We start from the raw sequence: 26,259 nt of genomic DNA, 5'->3' as shown, positions 1-26,259 counted from the left end.
GGGCGTTCGCGGTGGGGGTGCGGATCGGCCAGTCCGGGTGGCTTTTCGGCCGCTGCGGTCGCCCGGCTCGTGGTCCGACGTCCCTTTGGCGCGTGCGCGGCGAACCGCCCCGGCCGTGAACGTCGCAGGTCAGCCGCCCGGAGGGCGCCGCGAACGGCGGGGTGGCCGAAATTCTCGTGCAATATAACCTGTGACATTGTTCTGATCTTCGGCTGGTGACAGGATCCACGCCACATCTCCTTCCTTCAGCCCGGCCCCACGCCGGGCTGCCCCCACTCGACGAAGGATTCGGCGTGCTCCTGCGCACCAGACTCTCCATGCTCGCAGCCGGCGTCGTCGCCTGTTGCGCCACGGCCACCGCCGTGCTCCCGGCCCAGGCCTTCGCGGCACCCCCTGCCGCACCCGCCGCGCCGGCCCCGACCGCGACGACGGGGTCCGAGGACCTCGCCGAGCCCGCGGCCGCGCTGCCCCCGGCGCTGATCGGCGCGACGCGGATGACCGAGCCGACCGCCGACGACGAGGCGGGCGCCCCCGCCCTGTCCAAGTCCCTCGCCGCGCAGAGCTGCACACCGGCCGACTTCGCGGCCCGCACCGGGGCCGACCTGGTCGCGTTCATCAAGAGCTCGACGGTGGACTGCGTCAAGTCGCTGTACAGCAGCGGCAGCGCCGACCCGAGCATCTTCCAGCAGTCCCGGATGCTGTCCGTCGCGGCCGCCCTCAAGGACCTGGCGGCCGGCTACACCGGCGACAACTCGACCGGCATCACCCAGCTGGTGAAGTACCTGCAGGTGGGTTACTACATCCAGTTCCACTACCCCGCCGCGGCCGGCCCGTACACCCCCGCGCTCACCGACGCCGTCACGTCCGCCCTGGACGCGCTCTTCGCCGGCACCCGCTGGCGCGACGTCACCGAGGACAACGGCCGCGTCCTCAAGGAGGTGGTGTGGCTCACCGACAGCGCCAACGTCCAGGCCCACTACATGGGCGTCTACAAGCGGATGCTGGACGAGTTCGACAACTCCTACAGCGCCTTCCCGCAGATGGTCAGCGCCGTCAACTCGGTGCTGTACTACCCGCTCTGGGAGGGCTACCGGAACAAGGACTTCGTCCGGGCGCTCGCCGCCGATCCGAGCCTCGTCAACTCGCTCGCCGACTTCGCGATCAAGCACCGGGACCTGCTCAGCGGGTCCAACGCCTTCCTCGACACCAACGCGGGCAACGACCTGGCCCGGTTCGCCGGAACCAGCCCCGCCGCCGAGGCCGTGGCCAAGCCGCTGGTCAAGAAGGTGCTGGACTCCGCGCCGCTGCTCAGCCCCCACGCGTCGCTGTACGTGCACACGGCCGTCCAGGCGAACTGGTTCGACAACAACCAGTGCTCCTACTACGGCACCTGCGACCTGCCCGCCAAGCTCACCTCGGTGGTCCTGCCGAACCAGCTGGTCTGCGACAACCGCACCCTCCAGGCCCAGGCCCTGTCGGCCGCCGAACTGGCCACCGTCTGCGCCAGCCTGCGCAACCAGGACGCGTTCTTCCACGGCGTGGCCAAGGACAACGGACCGATCCCGAACCAGTACGCCAAGACCGTCACCTTCGGGATCTTCGCCAACAAGGCCGACTACACCACCTACTCGTGGGCGATCTTCGGCAACGACACCGACAACGGCGGCCAGACCGTCATGGACGCGAGTGACCCGAACAACCGGGCCGCGACCGTGATGTACCAGAAGGCCTGGAACGTCAACGACCCCGCCCGGGTGTGGAACCTCAACCACGAGTACACCCACTACCTCGACAGCATCTACAACCTGAAGGGCAGCTACACCACCCAGTCGTCGGTCCCGAACAAGTGGTGGGTCGAGGGCCTCGCCGAGTACATCTCGTACAGCTACCGGGGCGCCACCGACGTCGACGCGATGGCCCAGGCGGCCAAGCACACCTACAAGCTCAGCACCCTCTTCCAGAACACCTACGCCAACTCGGACTCGACCCGCATCTACCCGTGGGGCTACCTGTCCGTCCGGTACATGCTGGAGCGGCACCCGGCCGACGTCCAGGCCATGCTGGAGCGCTTCCGGGCCGGTGACTACCCCGGCGGCTACGCGGTCTACAACGACCTCGGCACCTCCTACGATGCCGACTTCGACGCCTGGCTCACCACCTGCGCCGCCGGCGCCTGCTACGCGGCCGGTCCGACCGCCCTGTTCGACACCTCGGTGAACGGCGCGACCGTCACCGCGACCGAGCGGGCCGTGCAGACCGGCTCCGGCCGGATCACCGCCTGGCACTGGACCTTCGGCGACGGCACCTCCTCGGACGAGCGCAACCCGAGCCACACCTACGCGGCGGCCGGCTCGTACACCGTCGCCCTGACCGCCACCGACGACACCGGCCGGGCCGCCACCACCGCGGCCACGGTCACCGTGAAGGACGCCCCGGTCGTCCTGCCGGCCTGCCCCGAGCAGCGCGCCGACGCGATGGGCCGCAACTGCTCGCGCACCGGCCGCGCCGCGACCGCCGGTAACTCCGACTACCTGTACATCTACCTGCCGGCCGGCACCACCACGCTGAAGGTCACCACCTCCGGCGGCACCGGCACCGCGCACCTGTACTACAACGCCGACACCTGGGCCTCGCCGAACGCCTTCACCGCCTCCTCCACCGGCGCCGGCACCACCCAGTCCCTCACCGTCACCAACGCCACGGCCGGCTACCGCTACCTCAGCCTGTACGCCGTGACCGACTTCAGCGGAGTCACGGTCAGCACCGAGTTCTGACCCGACCCGCGGCAGCGGTACCGGGTGCCGACGCCCGGCCGGGATTCCCCGGCCGGGCGTTCCGCCCGGGCGGGGCCGTGCGCCAGACTGACCGCATGGTGATGAACACGGGGGCGGCGCTCGCGCACGGGTCCGAGCTGCTCGGCTCGGCGGAGGCGGCCGAGCGGGCGGCGGGCTGCGATCTGGTCGGCGGGGCGGCCGACCGCGACGAAGCGGTCCGGGACGGCGCCCTGACCGCACTGCTCGGGCTCGCCGAGCGGGAGCGGGACGACCGCGTCCTGGCCCGCCTGGCACACGCCCTCGGCCGGACCGGGGACGGACGGGCGGCCCCCGTCCTGGTCGCCCTGGCCGGCCACCCCGACAGGGAGGTGCGCAAGGAGGTGGCCTCCGCGCTGTCCCTCGACGAGGTGGTCACCGCCGGCCCGGACGCCCCCGGCGTGCGCGCGCTCATCGGCCTGACCCGGGACCCGGACCCGGAGGTCCGCGACTGGGCGACGTTCACGCTCGGCTTCCAGTGCGAGGCCGACGGCCCCGAGGTGCGGGCGGCGCTCTGGGAGCGGACCGGTGACGAGTACCCGGACGCCCGCGAGGAGGGCGTCCGCGGCCTGGCCCGCCGGCGCGACCCCCGGGCCGTGCCGCTGCTGGGCGAGCTGCTGGCGGACCCGGACGGCGCGGCCGTCCTCACCTTCCGGGCGGCGGAGATCCTGGCCGCCCCCGAACTGCTGCCGCTGCTGGAGGACTACGACCCGGACGACCACGGGGTGGCCGAGGCACTGGCCGCCTGCGACCCGGCGCGGCGGCGCCGACTGGAGGACCGGGCCTGGGACTTGGCGTGCGCCGTGGAGCGGCAGCGCCCCGACCTCGCGCCCGCCCTCCGGGCGACCCGCTGCGAACCCGGCCTGACCCTGGCCATCGGCACCGACCCGGACGCCCCTGTCTACGACGTCACGGCCCTGCTGGCCCGCGCGGACGACGACCTGTCCCACGCGGCCGACCTGGTCATCGCCGACCACCCGGCGCAGCCGCGCCCGTAGCCCCGACGCCGGACCGGCGCCGCTCCGGTCGGTTCGGTGGTGCGGTCACCTGGCAGACGACCAAGCCCGCGGCCGGGGACGACGTGTACGCCATGAGCCCGCCGACGACGTCGAGATGGCGCATGGGCTCGGCTCCCCGCTGCCCTGGTAGCCGCTGCCGTCGAGAGGAGCGCCTCGGCGGCGCGGACCGGTTCGGCGGCCTGCCGCTCGACGGCGGCGAGGAAGGGCGCCGGGGCCGGATGCGTCGGGGTAAAGGCCGGTGGTGCAGACCACTCGTTCTCGTGAATCCGCTGACCGGGGGCGGGACGGGGTGCCAACTCGGGCCTACGCTGCGGGACATGGACATCGTCATCCCGCTCTTCGACGACTTCGAGCCGCTCGACGCGATCGGCCCGTACCAGGTGCTCGGCTATCTTCCCGGGGCCACCGTGCGGTTCGTGGCGGCGGGGGAGCGGGGGCCGGTGGCCGACAGCATTGGGGGGATGCGGCTGGACGTGCCCGCCCGGTACACGGAGGTCGGGGCGTGCGAGGTGCTGCTCGTCCCGGGCGGGCACGGCACCCGGCCGCTGAGGGGCGACGCCGACTTCCTCGACTGGCTGCGCCGGGTGCACGCGACCACCCGGTTCACCGCCTCCGTGTGCACCGGTGCGCTGCTGCTCGGGGCCGCCGGGCTGCTGGACGGCCTCGACGCCACCACGCACTGGGCGGCCGCCGGTGAACTGGCCGCCTACGGCGCCGTGTTCACCCCCGAGCGGGTGGTGCACCGGGGCCGGATCGTCACGGCGGCCGGCGTCTCCGCCGGCATCGACATGGCGCTCCGGCTCGCCGCCCTGCTCACCGACGAGACCACCGCCCGGGCGATCCAGCTGCACGCCGAGTACGACCCCGAACCGCCCTTCGACAGCGGCAGTTGGGCGAAGGCCTCGCCCGCCGTGCGGGAGCGGATCAAGGAGCTCGGGTAGCGGCGCCGGACCTCGGCGGCTCGGCGGAACCGCCCGGATCCCGGCGGCCCAGCGCAGCGCGCGTTCGCCATGAACCCGTGCGGGCGGCGGCGGAGGGCCGTCAGGCGCGCAGGAAGGACTCCAGCGCCGCGGCCAGGGCGACCGGGGTCTCGTGCATCGGGTAGTGGCCGGCGGCGGGCAGCTGCTCGACCTCGGCGTTGGGGTAGTGGACCAGGAAGGTGGCGCGCATCGCCTCGGCGGTCAGCAGGAGGTCGTGCTCGCCCACGAACACCCGGACCGGCACGGGGTTCCCGGTGATCCGGTCCACCAGGTCGGCGGTGGTCCAGTCCCGCACGTACCGGCCGAAGGCCTCACGGGTGGAGAGCTCCAGCGAGCGGTCCACCATCCGGTCGAGCCAGACCCGGCCGGCCCGCCGCCCGGTCACCCGGTCCAGGATCTCGTACCGCTTCGCCCGGTCCTCGGCCGCGCCGTAGAACAGCGCCTCGCCGTCCGCGTCCATCGGGTACGGCCCGGCCGGGACGGGCGCCAGTCCGGCCAGGCGCCGCACCCGGTGCGGCGCCCGGGCGAGCACCTGCTGGACGGCCTTGCCGCCCATCGAGTGCCCGACCAGCGAGAACTCCGGCCAGCCGAGCTGGTCGGCCAGCGCGAGCGCGTCGTCCGCGATCTCGGCCAGCGTGTAGGCGCCGGTCACGTCCTTGCGCTCGCCGTAGCCCCGGTAGTCGAGGAACGCGTAGGAGAAGGCGGAGCCGTCCAGGTAGTCCGGGAACGGGCCCCAGCCGGCGCTGGTGCCGAACCAGTCGTGCAGCACCAGGACCTTGTGGGCGCCGGAGCCGACCAAGCGGTGAGGGATCGTCATGCCCCCCGTGATTCCCCCGGACCGGGGCCCTCGAACCGCGCGGCTCGGAGCATGCGGCGGTGGACCAGGCCCGGCTCCCCGCCGGCGGACCGCCTGCCCGTCGCGATGAACCCGGTGCGGGCGAGGAGCGCCCGGGAGGCCTCGTTGTCCTCCGCGGTCACGGCGGTGAGGGAGGTCAGCCCGTACCGGGTGGCGGCCAGCCGGCAGACCTGCTCGACGGCGACCCGGGCCACGCCCTGCCGGGTGTCGGCCTCCGCCACCCGGTAGCCGAGCTCGGCGCCGCCGTCGGCCACGTCCACCAGGTTGACCCGGCCGATGACCCGGCCGTAGCCGTTCAGGACGACGTGGAAGTGGCAGCGGCCCTCGGCCTGTTCGGCGAGCAGCGCCCGGTGCCGTTCGGCGAAGCCGTCGGGGGTGAAGTACTCGTCCCCGCGGTCAGGCACCGAATCGGCGAAGAAGTCCCGGTTCTCCTGTTCGAACGCGAGGACGGCGCCCGCGTGTTCGGCCGTCAGCCGCTCCAGCGTGGGCCCGGGGCCGAGCCGCGGGGCCTCCGGATGGTAGGAGCGCTGCCGGTCGGTGGTCGTGTGGCCGATCTCGTAGCCGATGTTGAAGATCTGGTCGCCGGTGGGGACCACGGCGCCGGTGGCCCGGCCGTACCCTTCGATCACGCCGCCGCGGCCGTCCGGGTCCGGGTAGCCGTGCGGCCGGCCGGCGGCGAGTTCGACCGAGTGCGCCGAGATCCCGCCGAGGATCTGCGAGCCGTCGCCGAGCAGGCTGTCGCCGGTGACCGAGGCGCCGCCCATGAGCCGGACCTCGTCGCCGATTTCGATGCTCTCGTGCGCCCCGGCGCTGATCCGGGTGCCGCCGCCGAACTCCGAGCGGGCTCCGATGGTGACGCTGCCGCCGTCGACGGCGGTGATCCGGGTGCCGCCGTGCAGCACATTGCCGGGGCCCACCGCGCAGCGGCTCCGCTCGTCGCACTCGATGACGACGCCGGGGTAGAGCACATTGTCCGGCCCCAGCTTGACCCGCCGGGAGACGATCACCGAGAACGGATCGAGCACGGCGACGCCGTACTCGGCGAGTTCGAGCAGTTCGGTGGGCGTGAGCAGGCCGCGCTCCCGGCGCAGCCGGTCGAGGTGCGCGTGGACGGATCCGTCGTCGGTGGCCATTCGAGCATGCTGGCGGTCCCCGGACCGCCTGTCCACCATGATCGCGCGAAAACCGTTCGACAGGGCGGCACCCGCGGGTTGAACTGTCCGCTGTGACCTCGCAGACCCCGGCCCTCGACACCGCGCTGGTCCGGCGGCTGCTCGGGGAGCAGTTCCCGCAGTGGGCCCGGCTGCCGTTGCGCCGGGTCGAGCCCGGCGGCTCCGACCATGTGATCCACCGGCTCGGCGACGCGTTGGCCGTCCGGCTGCCCCGGGGGGAGTGGGCGGCCGGGCAGGCCGAGAAGGAGGCGCGCTGGCTGCCGCGGCTCGCGCCGCACCTGCCGCTGGCGGTGCCGGCGCCGGTGGCCGTCGGGCGGCCGGCGCACGGGTACCCGTGGCACTGGTCGGTCGCCCGCTGGCTGGACGGCGGGACGCCCGCCGGGCCCGCCGTCCTCACCGACCTGTCCGCCGAGGCGGCCAGGCTGGCCGGCTTCCTGTCCGCGCTCCAGGCGCTTCCGACGGCCCCCGGCCTCGCGCCGGGGGCGCACAACGACCACCTGGGCGCCCCGCTGGCCGGCCGTGACGCCGGGACGCGCGCCCGGATCGCGGCGGTCGGGAGCGCGTTCGACACCCGCGCGCTCACCGCGCTCTGGGACGCCGCCGTGCACGCGCCCGCCCACCACGGCCCACCGGTCTGGTTCCACGGCGACCTGCACACCGGGAACCTGCTCGCCGTCGACGGCCGGCTCACCGCCGTCATCGACTTCGGCGGTCTCGGTGCCGGCGACCCGGCCTGCGACCTGGTCATCGCCTGGACCCTGCTGGACGCCCCCGCCCGGGCGGTGCTGCGCACCGCCCTCGGCGTGGACGACGCCACCTGGCTGCGCGGCCGCGGCTGGGCGCTGGCCACCGGCCTCAACGCGTACTCCCACTACGCCGCCACCGACCCCCGGATCGCCCGGGCCACCCGCCACCAGATCGAGGCGGCGCTCGGCGATCCGCTGTGAACCCCACCCCTCCCGAAGGAGCCCCGATGATCGGCGAACTGCAGTGCGTCGTCCTGGACTGTCCGGACCCGGCCGTGCTGTCCCGGTTCTACGCGGAACTGCTCGGCGGAGAGGTGGACCGGCCGGACCCGCGCTGGTCGCTGCACCCCGACTGGTCCACCCTGCACACCCCGGCCGGCCTGGTGCTCTGCTTCCAGCGCGTCGCCGACCACCGACCGCCCCGCTGGGGCGATCCGGCGAGCCCCCAGCAGGCCCACCTCGACATCGACGTCCCCGACCTGGCCACCGCCGAACCCGCCGTCCTCGCCCTCGGCGCCACCCTGCTGCACGACGCCGGCCGCTGGCGCGTCTACGCCGACCCCGCCGGCCACCCCCTGTGCCTCCTGCCGGCCCGCCACTGAGCGTTCGGGGAGGTCAGCCGGCCGGAGCCCAGAAGCCGGTCAGCCGAGCGCGGCCGGGGCCGAGGCTCCGCCAGGGGCCGTCGACCGCGAGGACGGCGACGGCGGCGGTGGGGAACCCGGTCCGCGCCACCTGCCGGGACAGCCCGTCCTCCGTCGCGTCCCGGCCCCGTGCCGCGAGGACGGCGACGAGGTCGTGGAGACTCGGATGGTGGCCGACCACGACCAGGTCGCCCGACCCCTCCGGCGTCTCCCGCAGGATCGCGATCAGCTCGTCGACCCCGGCCTCGCGGCGATGGATGTCGACGCTGATGTCGTAGATCCGCCGCTCGTGGACGGTCTCGGGCGGCTCGGGGAGCGCCGCGCGGACGAGCTCCCAGGTCTCGCCGGTGCGCCGGGCGCTGGACACCCGTGCGAGACCGGGCAGGACGCCGGACGCGGCGAGCCATCGTCCGGCCAGGGCGGCCTCGGTGCGGCCCCGCTCGTCCAGCCGCCGCTCGTGGTCGACCACGGTCTCCCGTTCGGCCTGCGCGTGGCGGATCAGGACGATCCTCCGGGCGTCGTCGGCGGTCATGGTGCCCTCCCCTTCCCCTGGCCGGAACGACCGGACGCACACGATCCGGTCGGTCCGTGGATGGTAGCAACGGCCCGTCAGGGTGCCTTCGCCCGCCGTGCCCCGGGCTCAGGGGGTTCAGGAGATCCGGCGGACCCGGCGGATGGCGAGGGTGATCAGCAGGGCGGTCAGGGCGAGGAAGAGGCCGGTCTCGATCGCCTGGAAGGTCCAGAAGCGGTCGGCCGGCTGGTACTCCTGCCAGTTGGTGTACGGGCCGGGGCCGAAGCCCTCCTGGGCGAAGTGGGCCGTGCAGCGGGCGGTGCCCTCGGGATCGGCGCCGGCGTTCGGACCGCAGCCGACGCGGGCGTCGGAGAGGACGAGGGTGCCGGCGCCGTTGCGGACGCCCTCCTGGTAGACCCAGGAGCCGGCGAAGCGGTTGGCCATGACCGGGCTCTCGATGGCGTAGCTGAGCGTCTTGGCCGGCAGGAAGACGGGCCGGGCGAGCAGTTCGACGAGGGCCCGGACGGCGATGAACGCGGCGAGCGAGAGGCCCATCGCGGGCAGCACCCGGCGGGTCAGGGTGCCGGCGAGGATGCCGAGCGCGACCGCGAACAGCGTGTAGCCGATCGGCGCGACGCCCTGGACATCGAAGATCAGGTAGCGGAAGCGGCCCAGGCCGTTGGCGGCGAGCGGGCCGAGCCACCAGGAGGCGCCGAGCGCGTAGCCGACGGACAGGACCAGCGCGACCGCGCCGACCAGCCCGAACTTGGTGAGCATCCAGCGCCGGCGGCTGATGCCCTGGGTCCAGACCAGCCGGTGGGTGCCGTTCTCGACCTCCCGGGCGACCAGCGGGGCGCCGAGGAAGAGGCCGGCCACGACCGGCAGCAGGACGAACAGGACGGCCAGGAAGGCGGTCGAGCCGTACTGGTTGGCGAAGCGCTGGCTCAGCGACTCGCAGCCCTCGCCGCCGACGAACTCGGCGTCGCCGAGGGCGCGCAGGCAGGCGCCGAGGCCGGAGTCCTCGAAGGACGAGCGCATGGACAGGCCGGTGGGCACCAGGACGGCGGCGAGCACGGCGAGCGCCACGGCCGTCCACAGGGCCTGCCTGCGGTGTTGCCGCCAGGTCAGCCAGATCATGCGGCGACCTCCGAGGGCGTGGCACCGGCGGAGGCGCCGAGGTGGGCCAGCACGAGGTCCTCCAGAGTGATGTCGTGCACGGTCCAGCGGCTCTCGTCGACCGGTCCGTCGGTGCGCACCAGCAGGGTGGACTGCCGTTCGGTGTGGCTGGCCCGGATCACCTCGGCCACGCCGGGGACGGCGGCGCCGTCGGGGAGCCGGGGGCCGATCAGCCGGACGTGCTCGGCGAGCAACTCGTCCACCGGCCCGGTGAGCCGGACGTGGGAGGTGTGCAGCAGCACCAGGTGGTCGCAGACCCGTTCGAGATCGGCGAGCAGGTGGGAGGAGAGCAGCACGGTGGTCCCGTACTCGCCGACGGCGCCCATCAGGGCCTGCATGAACTCGTGCCGGGCGAGCGGGTCGAGGGCCGCCACCGGTTCGTCGAGCAGCAGCAGCCGGGGCCGCTTGGCGAGCGCCAGCGCCAGGGCGACCTGGGCGCGTTGGCCGCCGGAGAGCCTGCCGACCGGCTTGTCGAGCGGGATGCCGATCCGGGTGAGCCGGTCGCGGGCGATGCCGGCGTCCCAGCCGCGGCGGTTGAGCCGCGCGCCCATGGTGATCAGCTCGGTGGCGGTGAAGTCGGGGTAGAGCGGGGTGTCCTGGGCGACGAAGCCGATGTCGGCCAGGGCGTCGCGGTCGTGGCGCGGATCGCGTCCGAAGACCCGGGCCCACCCGGTGTCCGGGCGGAGCAGGCCGACGGCGAGGTGGAGCAGGGTGGACTTACCGGCGCCGTTGGGGCCGACCAGGGCGGCGATCCGCCCGGCGGGGAGCTCCAGCGAGCAGTCCTGGAGGGCCCAGGTCCGCCCGAAGCGCTTCCCCAACCCCTCGGCGTGCAGAGCGACTTCCGTCATGTGTGTTCCCCCAAGATGACTGTCGGACCGGTCAGGTCCCGCCGGTGGGCGGTCGGTCGGGCGTGGCCCGCAGGGTGGTGTCGACGAGCGCGGCGATGTCCTCGCGGGTGAGTCCGGCGGCCCGCGCCCTGCCGAGCCAGGCCACCAACTCCTCGCGCAGCTCGGCGTGGTGGGCCAGCGAGGGGCCGGCCAGGGTGCGGACCAGGAAGGTCCCCACCCCGGGCCGGCCCTCGGCGAGCCCCTCCAACTCCAGCTCCCGGTAGGCCTTGAGCACGGTGTTGGGGTTGATCGCCAGGGCCTGGGCCACGTCCCGCACCTTGGGCAGCCGGTCCCCCGGCTGCGCCAGTCCGACCCGCAGCGCCTGCTTCACCTGCAGGACCAGCTGCATGTACGTGGCCACCCGCGAGCGGCCGTCGAGCACGAACTCGATCACCAGTTGTTCTCCTGTCTTAAGACAGTAAGACAGGATAGGCGTGCGTCAGTCAAGTAGTGAAGAAGATGGCTCAATTGACGGAGGGTCGGAGCGTGGATCAGCCCAGCGTCAGGGTGTCGCCGACCGCGAGCCGGCCGGGGGCCGCGACCTCGGCGAGGGCGTCCAGGCGGGAGTCGTGGAACTGCGCGAGGGCCTTGAGGATCTCCGGGGCGTGCGGCAGTCCGGGCTGGGCGGCGGTGGTCATCGCGCAGCGCTCGCTGGAGCGGACGAAGGCGAGCCGGGCGCCGGAGGGCGCGGAGCCGTGCGCCTCGCGTCCGAACCACCGGTCCTCGGTGAACGGCGGGGTGCCCGGCGGGGTGCGCAGCAGGACGTTCGGGCGGAACCGGCGGACGTCCACCACGGCGGACGGCGCGGCCTCGGCGACCCAGTCCAGGGTGGCGGTGGTGAGCACGCTGACCGGGAGCTGGTCGAAGTGCGAGACGGAGTCCTCGCGGGCCAGCTCGACGTCGTCGCGCTGCAGATAGGCGCGGAGGAAGGCGGTCGGGTCGACGACCGGCCGGCCGAGCGGGTCGAACAGCTCGGGGCCGTCGAGCCGGCGGCCGAGCCGGGCGGAGAGGCGGAGCAGGCCGTCCATCCGCCGGAACCGGCGGGTGTTCTTGCCGGAGCCGAGCTTGCCGTTGCCGTCGCGCACGGCGTAGAGGCGGTCGCCCGCGAGACCGCGGTCGTCCACCTCGACGGAGTCGAGCCGCTCGCCGCCGGTGGACTTCACGGGGTAGCGCCAGAGCTGCTCGATGACTCCGATGATCTCTGCCATGGCCGGAGAGCGTACCGCCGCCCGCCGATGATGGTCTAGACCAAGTGCCAGGGCCCGGGCAGGTGTTCGAACCCGGCCGGCCGGCGGCCGCTCACCCCAGCCGGGCGACCGCCCGCACCGGCGCCCCGTCGGCCGCCACCAGCCGCAGCGGGTAGAGCGACACCTCGACCGGCCGGCCCGCCTCCTGGGCCGTCAGCAGCGGCCGCAGATCGGTCAGGTTCTCCGCGATCACCCCGCCGCCCGGCGCCCCGAGCAGCACCCGGTGCGCGGCCAGCGTGGGCTCCTCGGCGCCCGGCTGGTCGTGCTCGTCGGTGAGGTCGGCGAGCAGCGCGGCTACCGCCGGGTCGCCCGGGCCCGGGGCGGGCGTCGGGTCCACGCTGAGCGCGTCCACCCCGACCGTGCGGACCCCGGCGGCGACGATCGCCTCGGCCGCCCGCGCGGTCAGGCTCGGATGGGCGAGGTAGGCGTCGGTGCCCCAGTGCCGGGCCCAGCCGGTGGCGATCAGCAGCACGATGCCCTCGCCGGCCCGCTCCAGCGCCGGTGCGAGCTGCTCGGCGGTGATCGCGGAGCGCGGCTCCAGGCCGCGCAGGTCGGCGACGACCGCCGAGCCGGTGAACCGCTCCAGCGGCAGGCCGTCCAGCGTCGGCCAGGTGACGTCGACGTGGTACGGCGCGTCCACATGGGTGCCGGACTGCGAGCCGAGGTGCAGGGCGAGCACGTTCACCCCGGCGGTGGCGGTGGTGAGGGCGGGTTCCAGGAGGACGGCCGGATCGCCGGGGTAGACCGGCATCGCGGTGGTCACCTGGTGGGTGAGGTCGACGAGGGTGGCCATGGCGACCATCCTCCCAGGGCGGGCCGGGGCGGGAGGAGGGGCGGAGTGGGGATAGAAAGTAACCACTATGGAAAAGCCTGAGCAGCCTGTCCGCCGTCCCTGGGTCGTGGGGGTCTCCGGCGCGTCCGGCACCCCGTACGCCGCCGCGGTGATCCGCGCCCTCCTCGCCGCGGGCGAGTCGGTCGACCTGGTGGTCAGCCGCGCGGCCCGGCTGACGATCCTCGACGAGACCGGCATCGCGTTCCGGGACGCGCACTGGCGCGCCGACCTGGCCGGCTGGCTGGGAACCGCGGCGGAGGAGCTGGAGGACGTCCGGTACTGGCCGGCCGGGGACTTCGCGGCGGGCCCGTCCAGCGGCTCCTACCCCGCCAAGGGGATGCTGGTGGTACCGGCGACCACCGGCGCGGTGGCCGGGATCGCGCTCGGCCTCAGCAAGGACCTGCTCCAGCGGGTGGCCAGCGTCACCCTCAAGGAGCGGCGTCCGCTGGTCGTCTGCGTCCGCGAGACACCGCTCAACGGGGTGACGTTGAAGCATTTGGTGGAACTCGACGCGCAGGGAGCGGTCGTGCTCCCCGCCTCGCCCGGTTTCTACGCCGGCGGCTCCACCGTCGGCGAGCTGGTCGGATTCGTCGCCGGACGGGTGCTGGACGCGGTCGGCGTGCCCCATTCGCTGTACCGCCGTTGGGAGGGTGAGTTGGGCGCGGCGGCGCGCGCGAGCGAACGGTCGGCCTGAGGGGGAGTGAGGGACCGCAGGACGGGAGAGTATGTTCTCTGCGATATCCGGGTTGGTCCGCGCACAGCGCCTTTGAATCCGGATAATGATCTGTGGGTCTGGTGAGGTTCGGAAGGACGCGGACGGTATATGGACACGGTGGACAGACAGCTCATCCAGGCGCTCCGGGAGAACGGCCGCGCCTCCTACGCCGAGCTGGGCCGGCTGGTCGGCCTCTCCGGCCCGAGCGTCACGGACCGCATCAACCGCCTGGAGCAGGCCGGCGTCATCACCGGCTACCGGGCGACGGTCAACCCGGCCTCGCTCGGTTTCGGGGTCACGGCCCTGATCGGTCTCCAGCTGACCGACGCGGCGGACCACGAGGACGTCGCGTTCCGGCTGAAGGACCTCGGCGAGGTCGAGGACTGCTGGTTCATCGCCGGCGACGACTCCTACATGCTCAAGGTCCGGGTGCCGGACGTCGAGGGCCTGGAGTCGGTGGTGAAGCGGATCTCGGGCACCAAGGGTGTGGCTCGCACCCGCACGACCGTCGTACTCTCCACCAAGTGGGAGAGCCGGGTGAGCGAGCTGCCGCTCCCCGAGGCCGAATAGAGCCGGGTGGCACCGGGCGACGCACGGGGGAGTGACGGTCATGGCACTGGTCGGTCTGGAGGAGCTGCACGCGGCCCGGGAGCGGATCGCGGGCGTCGCGGTGCGCACCCCGCTGGTCCCCGCCCCCTGGGCGGCGGACGGCGGGCGCCGGCTCTGGCTCAAGCCGGAGAACCTCCAGCCGACCGGCGCGTTCAAGACCCGCGGGGCGTACAACCGGCTCGCCGCGCTGAGCGGGGAGGAGCGCGCCCGCGGCGTGGTCGCCCAGTCCAGCGGCAACCACGCGCAGGCGGTGGCGTACGCCGCGGACCTGCTCGGGATCAAGGCTGTGATCGTGATGCCGGACACCTCGCCGGCGGTCAAGGTCGAGGCCACCCGGTCGTTCGGTGCCGAGGTGCTGCTGGTGTCGCCGCGGGAGCGGGACACCGCGCCCGCCGAGCTGGCCGAGCGGCACGGCTACGTCTGGGTGCCGCCGTACGACGACCCGTTCATCATCGCGGGCCAGGGCACGGTCGGCCTGGAGATCGCCGAGGACGCCCCGGCGGAGCTGGACACCGTGCTCGTCCCGGTCAGCGGCGGCGGGCTGATCGGCGGTACCGCCGCCGCGCTCAAGCTGACCCGCCCGGGCATCCGGGTGGTCGGCGTCGAGCCCGAGCTGGCCGCCGATGCGCAGGCCGGCCTGCGGGCCGGGGAGCGGATCAGCTGGCCGGTCGCCGACACCTACCGGACGATCGCCGACGGCCTGCGCACCCCCTCGGTGGGCGTGCTGCCGTTCGAGCACCTCACCGCCTACGTGGACGACATCGTCACCGTCACCGAGGACGAGATCCGCGCCACGGTGGCCCTGCTGGCCCGGCGCGGGCGGATCGTCGCCGAGCCGTCCGGCGCGGTCGCCCCGGCGGCCTACTTCCACCGGGCCGCCGAGCTCGGCGGGCAGGCCGTGGCGGCCGTGGTGAGCGGCGGCAACATCGAGCCCTCGCTGCTGGCGGAGCTGCTCGCCCGCTGAGCCGCGCGGGGCGGCTGCCCGCGAACCCGCCCGGCCAGGGGCGTACGCTCGTTCCGGCAAGGATTCGAAGTCGGAGGAGGCGGGGCACCGCATGGACGCAGGGCTCAAGCGCGAGCTGGAGGCGAAGGTCTACGCGGGGGAGCGGCTGACCCGGGAGGACGGGATCGCGCTCTACGAGAGCGACGACCTGGCCTGGCTGGGCGGGCTCGCCCACCACGTGCGGACGCGGAAGAACGGCGACGTCGTCCACTTCAACGTCAACCGCCACCTCAACATGACCAATGTGTGCAACGCGTCCTGCGCGTACTGCTCGTTCCAGCGCAAGCCGGGCGAGAAGGACGCCTACACGATGCGCATCGAGGAGGCCGTCCGGCTGGCCAAGGCGATGGAGGTCGACTCCCTCACCGAGCTGCACATCGTCAACGGCCTGCACCCCACCCTGCCGTGGCGCTACTACCCGCGCTCGCTGCGGGAGCTGAAGGCCGCGCTGCCGAACGTCTCGCTGAAGGCCTTCACCGCCACCGAGATCCACTGGTTCGAGCGGATCAGCGGTCTGCCCGCCGACGAGATCCTCGACGAGCTGATCGACGCCGGCCTGGAGTCGCTGACCGGCGGCGGCGCGGAGATCTTCGACTGGGAGGTCCGCCAGCACATCGTCGACCACGACACCCACTGGGAGGACTGGTCGCGGATCCACCGGCTCGCCCACAGCAAGGGCCTCAAGACGCCGGCCACCATGCTGTACGGCCACATCGAGGAGCCCCGCCACCGGGTGGACCACGTGCTGCGGCTGCGTGAGCTGCAGGACGAGACCGGCGGCTTCCAGGTCTTCATCCCGCTCCGCTACCAGCACGACTTCCACGACTCCAAGGACGGCGTGGTGCGCAACAAGCTGATGGCGCGCACCGAGATGGCCACCGGCGCCGAGGCGCTGAAGACCTTCGCCGTCTCCCGGCTGCTGTTCGACAACGTGCCGCACGTCAAGGTCTTCTGGGTGATGCACGGCGTCACCACCGCCCAGCTGGCGCTCAGCCACGGCGCGGACGACATGGACGGCTCGGTGGTCGAGTACAAGATCACCCACGACGCGGACAACTTCGGCACCCCGAACAAGCTGGGCCGCGAGGACCTGCTCGGCCTGATCCGGGACGCCGGCTTCCGCCCGGTGGAGCGCAACACCCGCTACGAGGTCATCCGCGAGTACGACGGCCCCGACCAGGCCCGCCGGGAGACCCCGCAGGCGATGCGCCTCTGACCTGGGCGCCGCCGGCCGGCGCGTCTCGACTCCGGGCCGCCGCCCGGGCCCCTGCGGCCTGGGCGGCGGCTTCTTCACCGGCCTCGCACAGGCACCCGGCTTTCGCAACCGCGCCTCCGTTTGGCAGGATCGGCCACATGTCCGGTTACCGTCGCACCTCCCCGTACCCGTCGTACGAGCCGGTGTACGAGGTGCCGCAGCCGCCGCAACCGCCGTACGGCGCTCCGCAGCAGCCGTACGAGGGCCGGCAGGAGTACGGCGGGCACCAGGAGCACGACGGCCCGCTCTACGAGGGGCAGGACCCCGGGTACGGCTACCTGACCCCCGCCGAGCACGACGTCTACGACCAGCCGTTCCAGGCGCACCCCGCCGAGCCGGAGTTCCGGCCGGAGCCGGAGCAGCCGCCGGCGCCGCTGCCCCGGCAGCGGGGCGCCGCCCCGGCCGGCGGGCGCGCGGCCGCCCGCGGGCACCGGCGCAAGCCCAAGAAGAAGCGCACCGGCCGCGCCGCCGTCGCCGGCACCGCCCTGCTGCTGGCGGCCGCCGCCGGCTGGTACACCGTCGGCCAGGACGCCGCCAAGCCCGGTGTGACGACCGCCGACGGCCCCGTCCCCGAGGGTGTCGCCGGCCCGGACCGCCCCGCCGCCGGGCAGCCGGCCGCCGACCAGGCCTCGCCGACCGCGCCGCCGGCCGCCCGGGCCGCCGACGCCCGGCAGGCCGAGACCCCCGCCGCCGCCCGCAGCGAGGCCCGCGCCGACGGCTCGGTCGAGGCGATCCCCGGCCTCGGCGCCTCCTTCGCCGGCCGGATACCCGCCGACACCAACCAGGTGGTGGTGGCCACCGGCGAGGGCAAGGACACCAACCGGGCCACCGTCACGCTGTGGACCCGCACCGGCGAGGGCCGCTGGCTGGCCGGCGAGAACTGGCAGGGCCACAACGCGTACAAGGGCTGGACCACCGACCACAACGAGGGCGACCTGCGCAGCCCGATCGGCGTCTTCTCGCTCACCGACGCCGGCGGCCGCAAGGCCGACCCGGGCAGCCGGCTGCCGTACGACAAGGACGCCGACTTCGTGGTCTCCGGGACGGGCTTCGCCGGCGAGCAGCTGGCCGGCTCCTTCGACTACGTCGTCGCGATCAACTACAACCGGGTGCCCGGCAACTCCCCGCTCGACCCGCGCCGCCCGAGCGGCTCGACCAAGGGCGGCGGGATCTGGATCCACGTCGACCACGGCGGTCCGACGCACGGCTGCGTCTCCATCCCGGAGGACAAGATGGCACAGTTGATCCGCACCCTCGACCCGGCCGCCCGTCCGGTGATCGTGATGGGCGACGCGGCCTCGCTGGCGGCCTGACCGGCCCGGAAGCCCGAATCGGCGGCCCGCGCCCCGGTCCGGGGACCCGTCTGCCGCAACGGCCCTTGTCGGCCTCCTACAGCATCCCGGCGCGGATCCTGTAGCCGGTCGCGACCCGCTGACCAGCGGGTAACCGGGTTGAGTGGCAGTATGAGCGGTTCTCGCATCGTGGCACTCGGCCACTACCAGCCCCCCAGGGTCCTCACCAACGACGACCTGGCGAAGCTGGTCGACACCGATGACGAATGGATCCGCAGCCGGGTAGGCATCCGGACGCGGCACATCGCGGAGGGCGAGACCCTCGTCGACCTCGCCACCGAGGCGGCCCAGAAGGCCCTGGCCAACAGCGGACGGTCGGCGTCCGAGGTCGACCTGGTCGTGGTCGCCACCTGCACCGCGATCGAACGCAGCCCCAACACGGCCGCTGCGGTGGCCGCCCGGCTCGGGGTGGGCTCGCCGGCCGCCTACGACATCAACACGGTCTGCTCGGGCTTCTCGTACGCGCTGGCGACCGCCGACCACGCGATCCGGGCCGGAGCGGCCCGCACGGCCCTGGTGATCGGCGCCGAGCGGATGTCGGACACCATCGACTGGACCGACCGCTCCACCTGTGTGATCTTCGGCGACGGCGCCGGTGCGGCGCTGGTCGAGGCCCAGGAGGAGGGCGCCGAGCCGGGGATCGGCCCGGTGGTCTGGGGCTCGGAGCCGGAGAAGGGCGACGCCGTGGTGATCACCGGCTGGGACCCGGTGATCAGCCAGCAGGGCCAGTCGGTGTTCCGCTGGGCGACCACCCAGATCGCCCCGCTGGCCCGGCAGGCCTGCGAGCGGGCCGGGATCGACCCGTCCGAGCTGAAGGGCTTCGTACCGCACCAGGCCAATCTGCGGATCATCGACGCCATCGCGAACCGGCTCGGGGTCACCGACGCGGTGGTGGCCCGGGACGTGGTGGACTCCGGCAACACCTCGGCGGCCTCCGTCCCGCTGGCCTTCTCCAAGCTGGTCGAGCGCGGCGAGCTGAACCCCGGCGACCCGGTGCTGCTCTTCGGCTTCGGCGGCGGCCTCGCCTACGCCGGCCAGGTCGTCCGCTGCCCGTAACCCGCCCGCTCGCCCGAGAGTGAGGCTCGGGGCGGGCTTCGTGCACGCCCGGGGCGGGCCGGCGCTCTGACACCCCCTGGACATGCCTGTGGGCGGTCACCCTCGTCGGGTGGCCGCCCACAGGCGTGTCATGGCGCGCTGCGGACCGCCGGCGGACCTCCCCCGAGGACACGGCCGCCGTCCGTCGTACCCCGGACAGGAGGCCGGGGCGCGCGCGAAGCGGAAGGTGGGTCGAAGCGGATCGGTCTACTTGGGCGCCTTCTTGCCGGTGACGCCCAGGTACACCAGGGGAGCGAGATTGGGCTTGAGGTCCTTGACCTTGACGCCCCAGGAGGTGAAGGCCTTCTGGTGCTCGGCCGCCGAGGCGAGCAGCGAGACCAGCGACCCGGCGACGGCGGCCGGGTCCAACGACTTGTCGGCCTGGCCCTTCGCCTGGAGTTCCTTGACGGCCTCCGTGAGCGGCTTGGCGACCGCGTTGAGGACGGTCATGCGGATCTTGAAGAACCGCTTGTCCCCTTCGGCGGCACCGAGCGTGACCACGCGGAGAATGGCGTCGTTCTTGCGCCAGAAGGCGAGGAATCCGTCGACCAGTTCTTCCGAAGTGGCCGTGCCGGACTTCCCTGCCCAGGACTTTCCGGCCACCAGCTCTTTGAGCGTGTCGGCGTCCTTGGCCATTTCCTCGGCGATTTCGAGGACGGCGCCCTCGACATCCGGGAAGTACTGGTAGAAGGTCGCGGGGGAGGTACCCGCCATACGGGCGACGTCGATGACCTTGACGTCCCGATAGGGCGACGTGCTGAGCATCTCGCGGAGGCAGTCGAGCAGCTTCTGCCGCGTCTCCTGTCCGCGTCGCCCGGCGACGCGACCGTCGACGGTGCGAACTTGTCCTGTCATGCCGTCAGCTTACCGTGGCCCGATCTTGGCGCGATTCGGTGATGTGACAATTACTCCGCACGGGGGTTGGTATAGCCGCTCACGGCGCTTCGGATGGATATTTCCGGGCCCCCGTGCCCCTCCTTGACGCCCCCCCGTGCACTGGTGACGCCGCAGGGTGACGAACCCTTCGCTGAGGGGTTATCGAGTAACGGAGCGTGACGACTCTCCTGGGGGTGTGAGTTGCCCCTCGCGACACTCCCGGGCGTGTCGGGTGCAAGTCACCGCCGGAGCGGACGTCAGAATCCGGCCGTTCCGGAGTCGCTGACCGGGCAGTGGAGCCTCCCGCCGGCCGGACAGCGCTCTGGGCGGGGGAGGTTGGAGATGGGCCGGGCGGCATTGGAGAATCGGGACCGGCACCACGCGGTGGGTGCGCGGCACCACGCGGGCGGTGCTCAAGACGGGGAGGTGGCAGCGGGTGGACCAGCTGACGGCGCACGATCCGAGGCGGATCGGGCCCTTCGAGGTGCTGGGGCGGCTCGGGGCGGGCGGCATGGGCCTGGTCTACCTGGCGCGGTCGGCGTCCGGCCGGCGGGTGGCGATCAAGACCGTCCGGGGGGAGCTGGCCGAGGACGAGCTGTTCCGGGTCCGCTTCGCGCGGGAGATCGCGGCCGCCAAGACGGTCGGCGGCTTCTACACGGCCGCCGTGGTCGACGCCGACGCGGACGCCCGGGTGCCCTGGCTGGCCACCGCGTACGTCCCGGCGCCGTCCCTGGAGGACCTGGTCACCGAGTGCGGGCCGCTGCCGGTCGGGGCGGTGCGCTGGCTGGTGGCCGGCATCGCCGAGGCCCTGCAGTCCATCCACGCGGCCGGGCTGGTCCACCGCGACCTCAAGCCGTCCAACGTGCTGGTCGTCGAGGACGGCCCCCGGGTGATCGACTTCGGCATCGCCGCCGGGGTCTCCAGCACCCGGCTCACCATGACCAACGTCGCGGTCGGCACCCCGGCGTACATGTCGCCGGAGCAGGCCCGGGACAGCCGGGGCGTCACCGGCGCCAGCGACGTCTTCTCGCTCGGCTCGCTGCTGGTCTTCTGCGCCACCGGCCACCCGCCGTACCGGGGCGCCAATCCGGTGGAGACGGTCTTCCAGCTGCTGCGCGACCAGCCCGACCTCTCCGGCCTGCCGGCCGAGCTGGCCGACCTGGTGCGCGCCTGCATGCGTCCGGCGCCCGAGCACCGGCCGACCCCGGAGCAGATCCAGGCCGAGCTGGCCCCGCACCTGTTCTCCCGGGACGACGCCTCCGGCGAGGCCGGGGACTGGCTGCCGCCCGACGCGCTCGCGCTGATCGAGGACAAGCGGGGCCGCCGTCAGCCGCCGCCCGTCCGGCAGCCGGTCCAGACGCCGCACCCGGCCCAGGACGACCCGCGCACCCGGGCGGTCGCCGGGCACGCCCCGCCGCCCGCCGGGCCGGTGCACAGCGGGCCGCCCGGGCCGGACACCGAGGCCGCCACCGAGAAGCTGGCCGCCCCCAGCCGGCACCGCCGGCCGGTGGTCGAGGAGGGCGACGAGGTGCGGCTGCCCGGCGCCTCGGTCCGGATAGGGCCGGGGCCGCGCGCCGAGCAGGCCGGCCCGGGCGCGCCGCCCGCCGAGACCGACTGGGTCCGGCGGATCACCCCGCCCCCGGCCCGCGCCGCCCGCTGGCGCCCCTGGCGGTTCCGGATGTCCAACGACGTCTGGGGCACCCCGGTGGTCGCCGACGGCACGCTGTTCGTCTCCAGCTTCGAGGTGCACGCCCTGGACATCGCCTCCGGGCAGCGCCGCTACAAGACCCGGGACGTCGCCTGGGCGCTCGCGGTGGACGCCGGCCGGGTGCACGCGGCCGACGGCCCGCACCTGTACACGGTCGACGTCGCGGACGGCACCGAGCGCTGGCGGCACTCGCTGGACGGCTGGGTGTACTCGCTGGACGCGGCCGAGGGCGTGCTCTGCTGCGGCGTGCGGGGCGGCGGCGTCCAGCTGCGCGCGGCGGCCACCGGTGCCGAGCTGTGGCGCGCCGACGACGCCCAGCAGGACTACGAGAACCCGCAGTCCGGCCCCGCCCTGGTCGGCGGCTCGGCGTACTACTACGGCGGCGGGCGGCTGCGCTGCGTGGACCCGCGCGGCTCCGGCCTGCGCTGGTCGGTCCCGGTCGGCGAGGACGTGCCGTCCCGCCCGGTCGAGCGCTCCGGGGTGCTCTACGTGACCGCCGGCACCCGGGTGTACGCGCTGGACGCGGCGAGCGGCGCCGAGCGCTGGCGCTTCGAGGCCCCCGTAGTGCTCTTCACCCCGCCGGCGCTGGACGCCGACGCGGTCTACGTCGCCGACTACCTCGGCACCGTGTACGCGCTGGACGCGGCCACCGGCCGGGACCGCTGGCGCGCGGTCACCGGCACCCGGCAGGGCGCCGAGCCGGTGGTGGTCGGGGACGGCATGGTGCTGGTCGGCAGCGGCGAGGTGCTGTACGCCTTCGAGGCGGGCAGCGGCCGGGAGCGCTGGCGGTACACCGCGCGCGGCGAGATCGTCGGCTCCCCGGCGGTCGCCGACGGGCTGGTCCACCTCGGCAGCCGGGACCACTCGCTGCACACCGTGGACCTGGCCAGCGGTCAGCTGCGCTGGGAGCTGGGCACCAAGGGCGAGCTGACCGGCTCCCCGGTGGCGGTCGGCGGGAAGGTCTTCGTCGGCAGCAAGGACCGCTGCGTCTACGCGCTGGACGCCTTCTACGGCACCGCGGTGCCCTCGCACTGACCCGGGGCGCGGGCGGCGGGGGCCCGGGGCCCCCGCCGCGGTCGCGCTACTTGCGGGCCTCCGGGTGGCGGCTGCACCAGCCCTCCCAGGCCGAGGCCACCATGGACTCCACCCCGTGCCGGGCGGTCCAGCCCAGCTCGCGGTGGATCAGGTCGGCCGAGGCGACCACCCGGGCCGGGTCGCCGGCCCGGCGCGGGGTGATCTCGGGGGTGGTGTCGTAGCCGGTGACCTTGCCGATCATGTCCAGCATCTCGCGGACGCTGACGCCCTCGCCGCGACCGATGTTGAGGACCAGCGCGACCTCGCCGGCCGGATCGGCCGCCAGCCGGCGCGCGGCGGCCACGTGGGCCGAGGCGATGTCCGAGACGTGGATGAAGTCGCGCACGCAGGTGCCGTCCGGCGTGGGGTAGTCGGCGCCGAAGACCCGCGGGGCCTGACCGGCGGTGAGCCGTTCGAAGACCATCGGGATCAGGTTGAACACACCGGCGTCGGAGAGTTCCGGCGAGGCCGCGCCGGCCACGTTGAAGTAGCGCAGCGCGACGGTGGACATCCCGTACGCCTTGCCGGCCGCGGCCACCAGCCACTCGCCGGCCAGCTTGGTCTCGCCGTACGGGCTCATCGGCGCGCACGGGGTCGACTCGGTCACCAGGTCGACGTCCGGCATGCCGTAGACGGCGGCGGAGGAGGAGAAGAGGAAGCGCTTGACCCCGCCCTCGGCTGCGGCCTCCAGGACGGTCTGGAGGCCGATCATGTTCTCCCGGTAGTACAGGAAGGGCTGCTCGACCGACTCGCCGACCTGCTTCTTGGCGGCGAAGTGCAGGATGCCCTCCACCCGGTGCTCGCGAATGGCCGCGTCCAGCACGGTCCGGTCCAGGGTCGACCCCTCGACCAGGGCGACCCCCTCGGGCAGCCGGGTCCGGTCGCCGGTGCTCAGGTCGTCCAGGACGGCCACGCGCTCGCCCGCGTCGAGGAGCTGCTGCACGACGTGCCCGCCGATGTAACCGGCACCGCCGGTGATCAACCAAGTCATGGCCGAATCCTAGGGTGTTCGGATTTCGCGGCGGTGGCGCGGGCGCGTCGGAGCGGGATATTCGGACATTTCGGTGAAATGCTGACAAAGATCTCTGCGTCGCGTTCGAGCGGCCCGTCGTGGCCGCGCGCTGAGGAATCCGGAGGCCGTCACGGTGAACCGCAAGAAGGAGCCCACCCGTCCGATTCCGGCCGGACCGCGCCCGACCGGACCCCGGGCGGCCACCGGGCGGCTGCGCGCGCCGGTGGCCGTCGCCGCGCTGACCGCGCTCGCGCTGGCCGGGTGCAGCAGCGGCTCGTCCTCGGACGCGTCCTCGCCGGGGAACGGCTCCCCGGCGGTCACCGCCGCGGCCACCGGCAGCCCCGCCCAGCCGGGCGGCGCCAACCAGCTCCAGTCCGACTACCAGCGGGTGATCAAGGACGTCCTGCCCTCGGTGGTGCAGATCACCACCGCGAGCGGCCTGGGCTCCGGGATCGTCTACGACGACAAGGGCGACATCGTCACCAACGCCCACGTGGTCGGCACCGCCTCCGCCTTCACCGTCACCCTGGCCGGCAGCACCAAGCCGCTGGACGCCGCCCTGGTCGCCAGCTACCCGGACTCCGACCTCGCGGTGATCAAGCTGAGCAACCCGCCGGACGGCCTCAAGCCGGCCGCCTTCGGGGACTCCACCAAGGTCGAGCTGGGCCAGATCACCCTCGCCATGGGCAGCCCGCTCGGGCTCTCCAGCAGCGTCACCCAGGGCATCGTCTCGGCCACCGGCCGGACCGTCTCCGAGCCGCCCACCCAGGGCTCGCCGGGTGCCGTCATCGGCAACATGGTGCAGACCTCGGCCGCGATCAACCCCGGCAACAGCGGCGGCGCGCTGGTCAACCTGGACAGCCAGGTGATCGGCATCAACACGCTGGCCGCCACCGAGCCGGAGTCCAACGGCGCCGCCGCCCCGGGCATCGGCTTCGCCATCCCGGCGTCCACCGTGACCAACATCGCGGACCAGCTGATCAAGGACGGCAAGGTCACCAACTCCGGCCGGGCCGCCCTCGGCATCACCGCCCGGACCTACTTCGACCAGAACTTCCGGCCGGCCGGCGCCGTGGTGGTCGCCGTCACGCCGGACGGCCCGGCCGCCTCGGCGGGCCTCCAGGTCGGCGACGTGATCACCAGGATCGGCGACACCGCGGTCGACTCGCTGAACTCGCTCACCACCGCGCTGGCCTCGCTCACGCCGGGCAGCAAGGTCAGCGTCACCTACAGCCGGGACGGCCGGAGCAAGACCGCCGAGGTCACCCTGGGCACCCTGGAGACGCCCTGACCCCATCAGCCCCCGGACGGCGGGCGGTCCGCACGACCGCGCAAGGGTTCCGCGGAGCCGCCCGCCGTCCGGGATCGAAGGGGCGTGGTCGCCGGCGTCAGCGCCGGGCGGCGCGGGTCCGCCAGGGGAGCTCGACGGTCACCGTGGTCGGGCCGCCCTCCGGGCTCTCCACCAGGAACACCCCGTCCACCGCGCGGACCCGCTCGGCCAGTCCGGCCAGGCCGCTGCCCGGGTAGGGCGCCGCGCCGCCCTTGCCGTTGTCCTGGACCAGCAGCATCAGCTGGTCGGCGGCCCGCCAGACGTCCACCGTGGCGGAGCGGGCGCCGGAGTGCTTGGAGATGTTGGTCAGCAGCTCGCTGACCGTGAAGTAGGCGATGCCCTCCACCGCCGAGTCCGGCCGCTCGGTGCTGCCGTCCCGGGCCTTCAGGTCGACGTGCACCTTGACCCCCTCCGGTACCGTGCAGCGCGCCGCCACCGAGGAGAGCGCCGCGTCCAGGCCGCGGTCGGTGAGCACCGCCGGGTGGATGCCCCGGGCCAGGTCGCGCAGCTCCTGCAGGGCCAGCTTCACCTCGCCGTGGGCGTTGTCGACCATCTTCGCGGCGGCCGCCACGTCGTCCGGCGTCTCGGTCTCCCGCAGCCGCTCCTTGGCCATGCCGAGGTCCATCGCCAGCGCCACCAGCCGGGCCTGGGCGCCGTCGTGCAGGTCGCGCTCGATCCGGCGCAGGTCGGCGGCGGCGGTGTCGACCACGGTGCCGCGGTCGTCCTCCAGCTCGCGGACCCGCTCGGACAGCGCGCCCGGGTAGAGCAGGGTCTCCACCAGCATCCGGTCCACCGCCGACTGGGCGCGGATCGCCCAGGGCAGGGCCGGCCAGCCGACCAGGACGAAGATCAGCGTCAGCGCGAAGCACAGCACGCCCCAGGGCAGCATCAGCACGTGGTAGAGCGCCGAGCGCCAGGAGAGCGCGTCGGTCAGATGGGCGATCGCGAAGCCGGTGATGCCCGGCCGGCGGCGCTGCACCGGCTCCGGCTCGCGCACCTCGGAGCCGTACAGCGTCCGGGCCCGGCCGCGGGCGAAGCCGCTCGTCGCCCGGCAGCCGGCCAGCCCGGCGGCGAGCAGCGGCAGGCCGATCACGGTGACCGACAGGGCGAGGCCGATCGACAGCGTCGCGACCGTGAAGAGGAAACCGGCGATCCCGAGCGGCAGGTTCAGCAGCAGCTGCCCGACCTGCCGCCACATCCGCGCGCCGTACAGCGGGGTGCGCTCGGCGCCCTCGGCCGCGCCGTCCATTCGCTTCATCTCGGTCTACCGTCCTTTTTCCGGTCGCGCTGTGCCCTCTAGCTTGGTCGGTCCGGGGTAGGTGGGGCTATGGGGGTGATACGTCTCCCGGGGCG

Annotated in this window: 24 protein-coding genes; 13 read left to right on the top strand and 11 right to left on the bottom strand. The window is 73.8% G+C overall.

Going from position 1 to position 26,259, the window contains the following annotated elements; translation table 11 throughout:
* Nucleotides 1-293: 293 nt before the first annotated feature.
* The 3 genes from ABTX81_RS08220 (at nucleotide 294) to ABTX81_RS08210 (ending at nucleotide 4,770) form a co-directional block, all read left to right on the top strand.
* Entirely contained in the window at nucleotides 294-2,774 is a 2,481-nt protein-coding gene (locus ABTX81_RS08220; protein ID WP_350542403.1) for a collagenase, read from the top strand.
* 95 nt (nucleotides 2,775-2,869) lie between these two features.
* Complete coding sequence (locus ABTX81_RS08215) at nucleotides 2,870-3,808, top strand: HEAT repeat domain-containing protein (RefSeq protein ID WP_350542402.1); 939 nt, start codon at nucleotides 2,870-2,872, stop codon at nucleotides 3,806-3,808.
* A gap of 338 nt (nucleotides 3,809-4,146) precedes the next feature.
* Entirely contained in the window at nucleotides 4,147-4,770 is a 624-nt protein-coding gene (locus ABTX81_RS08210; protein WP_350542401.1) for a DJ-1/PfpI family protein, read from the top strand.
* Nucleotides 4,771-4,870: 100 nt separating this feature from the next.
* Here ABTX81_RS08210 and ABTX81_RS08205 read toward each other — a convergent pair whose 3' ends face one another.
* On the bottom strand, nucleotides 4,871-5,626 hold the full coding sequence (locus ABTX81_RS08205; protein WP_350542400.1) for an alpha/beta fold hydrolase: 756 nt from the start codon (nucleotides 5,624-5,626) through the stop codon (nucleotides 4,871-4,873).
* Complete coding sequence (locus tag ABTX81_RS08200) at nucleotides 5,623-6,798, bottom strand: GNAT family N-acetyltransferase (protein WP_350542399.1); 1,176 nt, start codon at nucleotides 6,796-6,798, stop codon at nucleotides 5,623-5,625. Before ABTX81_RS08200 ends, ABTX81_RS08205 begins: the two co-directional genes overlap by 4 nt.
* Nucleotides 6,799-6,881: 83 nt before the next feature.
* Between ABTX81_RS08200 and ABTX81_RS08195 the strand changes: the two genes are divergently transcribed.
* Complete coding sequence (locus ABTX81_RS08195) at nucleotides 6,882-7,784, top strand: aminoglycoside phosphotransferase family protein (RefSeq protein ID WP_502892729.1); 903 nt, start codon at nucleotides 6,882-6,884, stop codon at nucleotides 7,782-7,784.
* Between the two features lie 26 nt (nucleotides 7,785-7,810).
* Entirely contained in the window at nucleotides 7,811-8,185 is a 375-nt protein-coding gene (locus ABTX81_RS08190) for a VOC family protein (RefSeq protein WP_350542397.1), read from the top strand.
* 13 nt (nucleotides 8,186-8,198) lie between these two features.
* On the opposite strand, the gene ABTX81_RS08185 is transcribed toward ABTX81_RS08190, so the two are convergent.
* The 6 genes from ABTX81_RS08185 to ABTX81_RS08160 form a co-directional block, all read right to left on the bottom strand.
* Nucleotides 8,199-8,756: a SixA phosphatase family protein gene (locus tag ABTX81_RS08185; protein WP_350542396.1), complete on the bottom strand. Its 558-nt coding sequence runs from the start codon at nucleotides 8,754-8,756 to the stop codon at nucleotides 8,199-8,201.
* Between the two features lie 117 nt (nucleotides 8,757-8,873).
* The gene (locus ABTX81_RS08180) at nucleotides 8,874-9,872 is read right to left on the bottom strand and encodes an ABC transporter permease (RefSeq protein WP_350542395.1); all 999 of its coding nucleotides are present in this window, start codon (nucleotides 9,870-9,872) and stop codon (nucleotides 8,874-8,876) included.
* A complete protein-coding gene (locus tag ABTX81_RS08175) occupies nucleotides 9,869-10,759 on the bottom strand; it encodes an ABC transporter ATP-binding protein (protein ID WP_350542394.1) in 891 nt (296 codons plus the stop codon). The genes ABTX81_RS08180 and ABTX81_RS08175 overlap by 4 nt, the downstream gene beginning before the upstream one ends.
* Before the next feature lie 31 nt (nucleotides 10,760-10,790).
* On the bottom strand, nucleotides 10,791-11,192 hold the full coding sequence (locus ABTX81_RS08170) for a GntR family transcriptional regulator (protein WP_350542393.1): 402 nt from the start codon (nucleotides 11,190-11,192) through the stop codon (nucleotides 10,791-10,793).
* A 97-nt stretch (nucleotides 11,193-11,289) separates the two neighbouring features.
* A complete protein-coding gene (locus tag ABTX81_RS08165) occupies nucleotides 11,290-12,006 on the bottom strand; it encodes an MOSC domain-containing protein (protein ID WP_350542392.1) in 717 nt (238 codons plus the stop codon).
* A 91-nt stretch (nucleotides 12,007-12,097) separates the two neighbouring features.
* Nucleotides 12,098-12,838, bottom strand: a complete 741-nt coding sequence (locus ABTX81_RS08160; RefSeq protein WP_350542391.1) for a cyclase family protein — start codon at nucleotides 12,836-12,838, stop codon at nucleotides 12,098-12,100.
* 67 nt (nucleotides 12,839-12,905) lie between these two features.
* Between ABTX81_RS08160 and ABTX81_RS08155 the strand changes: the two genes are divergently transcribed.
* The 6 genes from ABTX81_RS08155 (at nucleotide 12,906) to ABTX81_RS08130 (ending at nucleotide 18,867) form a co-directional block, all read left to right on the top strand.
* Nucleotides 12,906-13,571, top strand: a complete 666-nt coding sequence (locus ABTX81_RS08155; protein ID WP_350542390.1) for a UbiX family flavin prenyltransferase — start codon at nucleotides 12,906-12,908, stop codon at nucleotides 13,569-13,571.
* A gap of 129 nt (nucleotides 13,572-13,700) precedes the next feature.
* Nucleotides 13,701-14,162, top strand: a complete 462-nt coding sequence (locus tag ABTX81_RS08150; protein WP_350542389.1) for an Lrp/AsnC family transcriptional regulator — start codon at nucleotides 13,701-13,703, stop codon at nucleotides 14,160-14,162.
* Nucleotides 14,163-14,202: 40 nt separating this feature from the next.
* The gene (locus ABTX81_RS08145) at nucleotides 14,203-15,165 is read left to right on the top strand and encodes a threonine ammonia-lyase (RefSeq protein ID WP_350542388.1); all 963 of its coding nucleotides are present in this window, start codon (nucleotides 14,203-14,205) and stop codon (nucleotides 15,163-15,165) included.
* A 91-nt stretch (nucleotides 15,166-15,256) separates the two neighbouring features.
* Nucleotides 15,257-16,420 carry an aminofutalosine synthase MqnE gene (gene mqnE, locus ABTX81_RS08140; RefSeq protein ID WP_350542387.1) on the top strand — a complete coding sequence of 388 codons (1,164 nt, stop codon included), beginning with the start codon at nucleotides 15,257-15,259 and terminating at the stop codon, nucleotides 16,418-16,420.
* A gap of 137 nt (nucleotides 16,421-16,557) precedes the next feature.
* Nucleotides 16,558-17,772: a L,D-transpeptidase family protein gene (locus ABTX81_RS08135; RefSeq protein ID WP_502892723.1), complete on the top strand. Its 1,215-nt coding sequence runs from the start codon at nucleotides 16,558-16,560 to the stop codon at nucleotides 17,770-17,772.
* Between the two features lie 150 nt (nucleotides 17,773-17,922).
* Nucleotides 17,923-18,867: a beta-ketoacyl-ACP synthase III gene (locus ABTX81_RS08130; RefSeq protein WP_350542386.1), complete on the top strand. Its 945-nt coding sequence runs from the start codon at nucleotides 17,923-17,925 to the stop codon at nucleotides 18,865-18,867.
* A gap of 246 nt (nucleotides 18,868-19,113) precedes the next feature.
* Here ABTX81_RS08130 and ABTX81_RS08125 read toward each other — a convergent pair whose 3' ends face one another.
* Nucleotides 19,114-19,761 (bottom strand): TetR family transcriptional regulator, encoded by a 648-nt coding sequence (locus tag ABTX81_RS08125; protein WP_266311629.1) that lies wholly within the window; start codon nucleotides 19,759-19,761, stop codon nucleotides 19,114-19,116.
* A gap of 457 nt (nucleotides 19,762-20,218) precedes the next feature.
* On the opposite strand from ABTX81_RS08125, the gene ABTX81_RS08120 reads away from it, so the two are divergent.
* Nucleotides 20,219-22,525 (top strand): outer membrane protein assembly factor BamB family protein, encoded by a 2,307-nt coding sequence (locus tag ABTX81_RS08120; RefSeq protein WP_350542529.1) that lies wholly within the window; start codon nucleotides 20,219-20,221, stop codon nucleotides 22,523-22,525.
* A 46-nt stretch (nucleotides 22,526-22,571) separates the two neighbouring features.
* Here the strand turns inward: ABTX81_RS08120 and galE are convergent, their stop codons facing one another.
* On the bottom strand, nucleotides 22,572-23,555 hold the full coding sequence (gene galE / locus ABTX81_RS08115; RefSeq protein ID WP_350542385.1) for a UDP-glucose 4-epimerase GalE: 984 nt from the start codon (nucleotides 23,553-23,555) through the stop codon (nucleotides 22,572-22,574).
* Nucleotides 23,556-23,709: 154 nt separating this feature from the next.
* Between galE and ABTX81_RS08110 the strand changes: the two genes are divergently transcribed.
* Nucleotides 23,710-24,867, top strand: a complete 1,158-nt coding sequence (locus ABTX81_RS08110) for a S1C family serine protease (RefSeq protein ID WP_502892722.1) — start codon at nucleotides 23,710-23,712, stop codon at nucleotides 24,865-24,867.
* A 97-nt stretch (nucleotides 24,868-24,964) separates the two neighbouring features.
* Here the strand turns inward: ABTX81_RS08110 and ABTX81_RS08105 are convergent, their stop codons facing one another.
* Nucleotides 24,965-26,155, bottom strand: coding sequence for a sensor histidine kinase (locus ABTX81_RS08105; protein ID WP_350542527.1), 1,191 nt, complete (start codon nucleotides 26,153-26,155; stop codon nucleotides 24,965-24,967).
* Nucleotides 26,156-26,259 lie beyond the last annotated feature (104 nt).

The sequence above is a fragment of the Kitasatospora sp. NPDC097605 genome (genome assembly GCF_040302725.1).
In the GTDB taxonomy this organism is placed as follows: Bacteria; Actinomycetota; Actinomycetes; order Streptomycetales; family Streptomycetaceae; genus Kitasatospora.
The sequence above is the reverse complement of the archived record's forward strand: the minus strand, read 5'-3'. Positions and strand labels throughout refer to the sequence as shown.

Bases quoted from the DNA above. Each gene is read 5' to 3' on its own strand.
- ABTX81_RS08200 (WP_350542399.1), bottom strand. From the start codon at position 6,798: ATGGCCACCGACGACGGATCCGTCCACGCGCACCTCGACCGGCTGCGC.
- ABTX81_RS08160 (WP_350542391.1), bottom strand. From the start codon at position 12,838: ATGGCCACCCTCGTCGACCTCACCCACCAGGTGACCACCGCGATGCCG.
- ABTX81_RS08135 (WP_502892723.1), top strand. From the start codon at position 16,558: ATGTCCGGTTACCGTCGCACCTCCCCGTACCCGTCGTACGAGCCGGTG.
- mqnE (WP_350542387.1), top strand. From the start codon at position 15,257: ATGGACGCAGGGCTCAAGCGCGAGCTGGAGGCGAAGGTCTACGCGGGG.
- galE (WP_350542385.1), bottom strand. From the start codon at position 23,555: ATGACTTGGTTGATCACCGGCGGTGCCGGTTACATCGGCGGGCACGTC.
- ABTX81_RS08105 (WP_350542527.1), bottom strand. From the start codon at position 26,155: ATGGACGGCGCGGCCGAGGGCGCCGAGCGCACCCCGCTGTACGGCGCG.
- ABTX81_RS08205 (WP_350542400.1), bottom strand. From the start codon at position 5,626: ATGACGATCCCTCACCGCTTGGTCGGCTCCGGCGCCCACAAGGTCCTG.
- ABTX81_RS08175 (WP_350542394.1), bottom strand. From the start codon at position 10,759: ATGACGGAAGTCGCTCTGCACGCCGAGGGGTTGGGGAAGCGCTTCGGG.
- ABTX81_RS08145 (WP_350542388.1), top strand. From the start codon at position 14,203: ATGGCACTGGTCGGTCTGGAGGAGCTGCACGCGGCCCGGGAGCGGATC.
- ABTX81_RS08125 (WP_266311629.1), bottom strand. From the start codon at position 19,761: ATGACAGGACAAGTTCGCACCGTCGACGGTCGCGTCGCCGGGCGACGC.
- ABTX81_RS08185 (WP_350542396.1), bottom strand. From the start codon at position 8,756: ATGACCGCCGACGACGCCCGGAGGATCGTCCTGATCCGCCACGCGCAG.
- ABTX81_RS08165 (WP_350542392.1), bottom strand. From the start codon at position 12,006: ATGGCAGAGATCATCGGAGTCATCGAGCAGCTCTGGCGCTACCCCGTG.
- ABTX81_RS08180 (WP_350542395.1), bottom strand. From the start codon at position 9,872: ATGATCTGGCTGACCTGGCGGCAACACCGCAGGCAGGCCCTGTGGACG.
- ABTX81_RS08215 (WP_350542402.1), top strand. From the start codon at position 2,870: ATGGTGATGAACACGGGGGCGGCGCTCGCGCACGGGTCCGAGCTGCTC.
- ABTX81_RS08150 (WP_350542389.1), top strand. From the start codon at position 13,701: ATGGACACGGTGGACAGACAGCTCATCCAGGCGCTCCGGGAGAACGGC.
- ABTX81_RS08210 (WP_350542401.1), top strand. From the start codon at position 4,147: ATGGACATCGTCATCCCGCTCTTCGACGACTTCGAGCCGCTCGACGCG.
- ABTX81_RS08130 (WP_350542386.1), top strand. From the start codon at position 17,923: ATGAGCGGTTCTCGCATCGTGGCACTCGGCCACTACCAGCCCCCCAGG.
- ABTX81_RS08155 (WP_350542390.1), top strand. From the start codon at position 12,906: ATGGAAAAGCCTGAGCAGCCTGTCCGCCGTCCCTGGGTCGTGGGGGTC.
- ABTX81_RS08190 (WP_350542397.1), top strand. From the start codon at position 7,811: ATGATCGGCGAACTGCAGTGCGTCGTCCTGGACTGTCCGGACCCGGCC.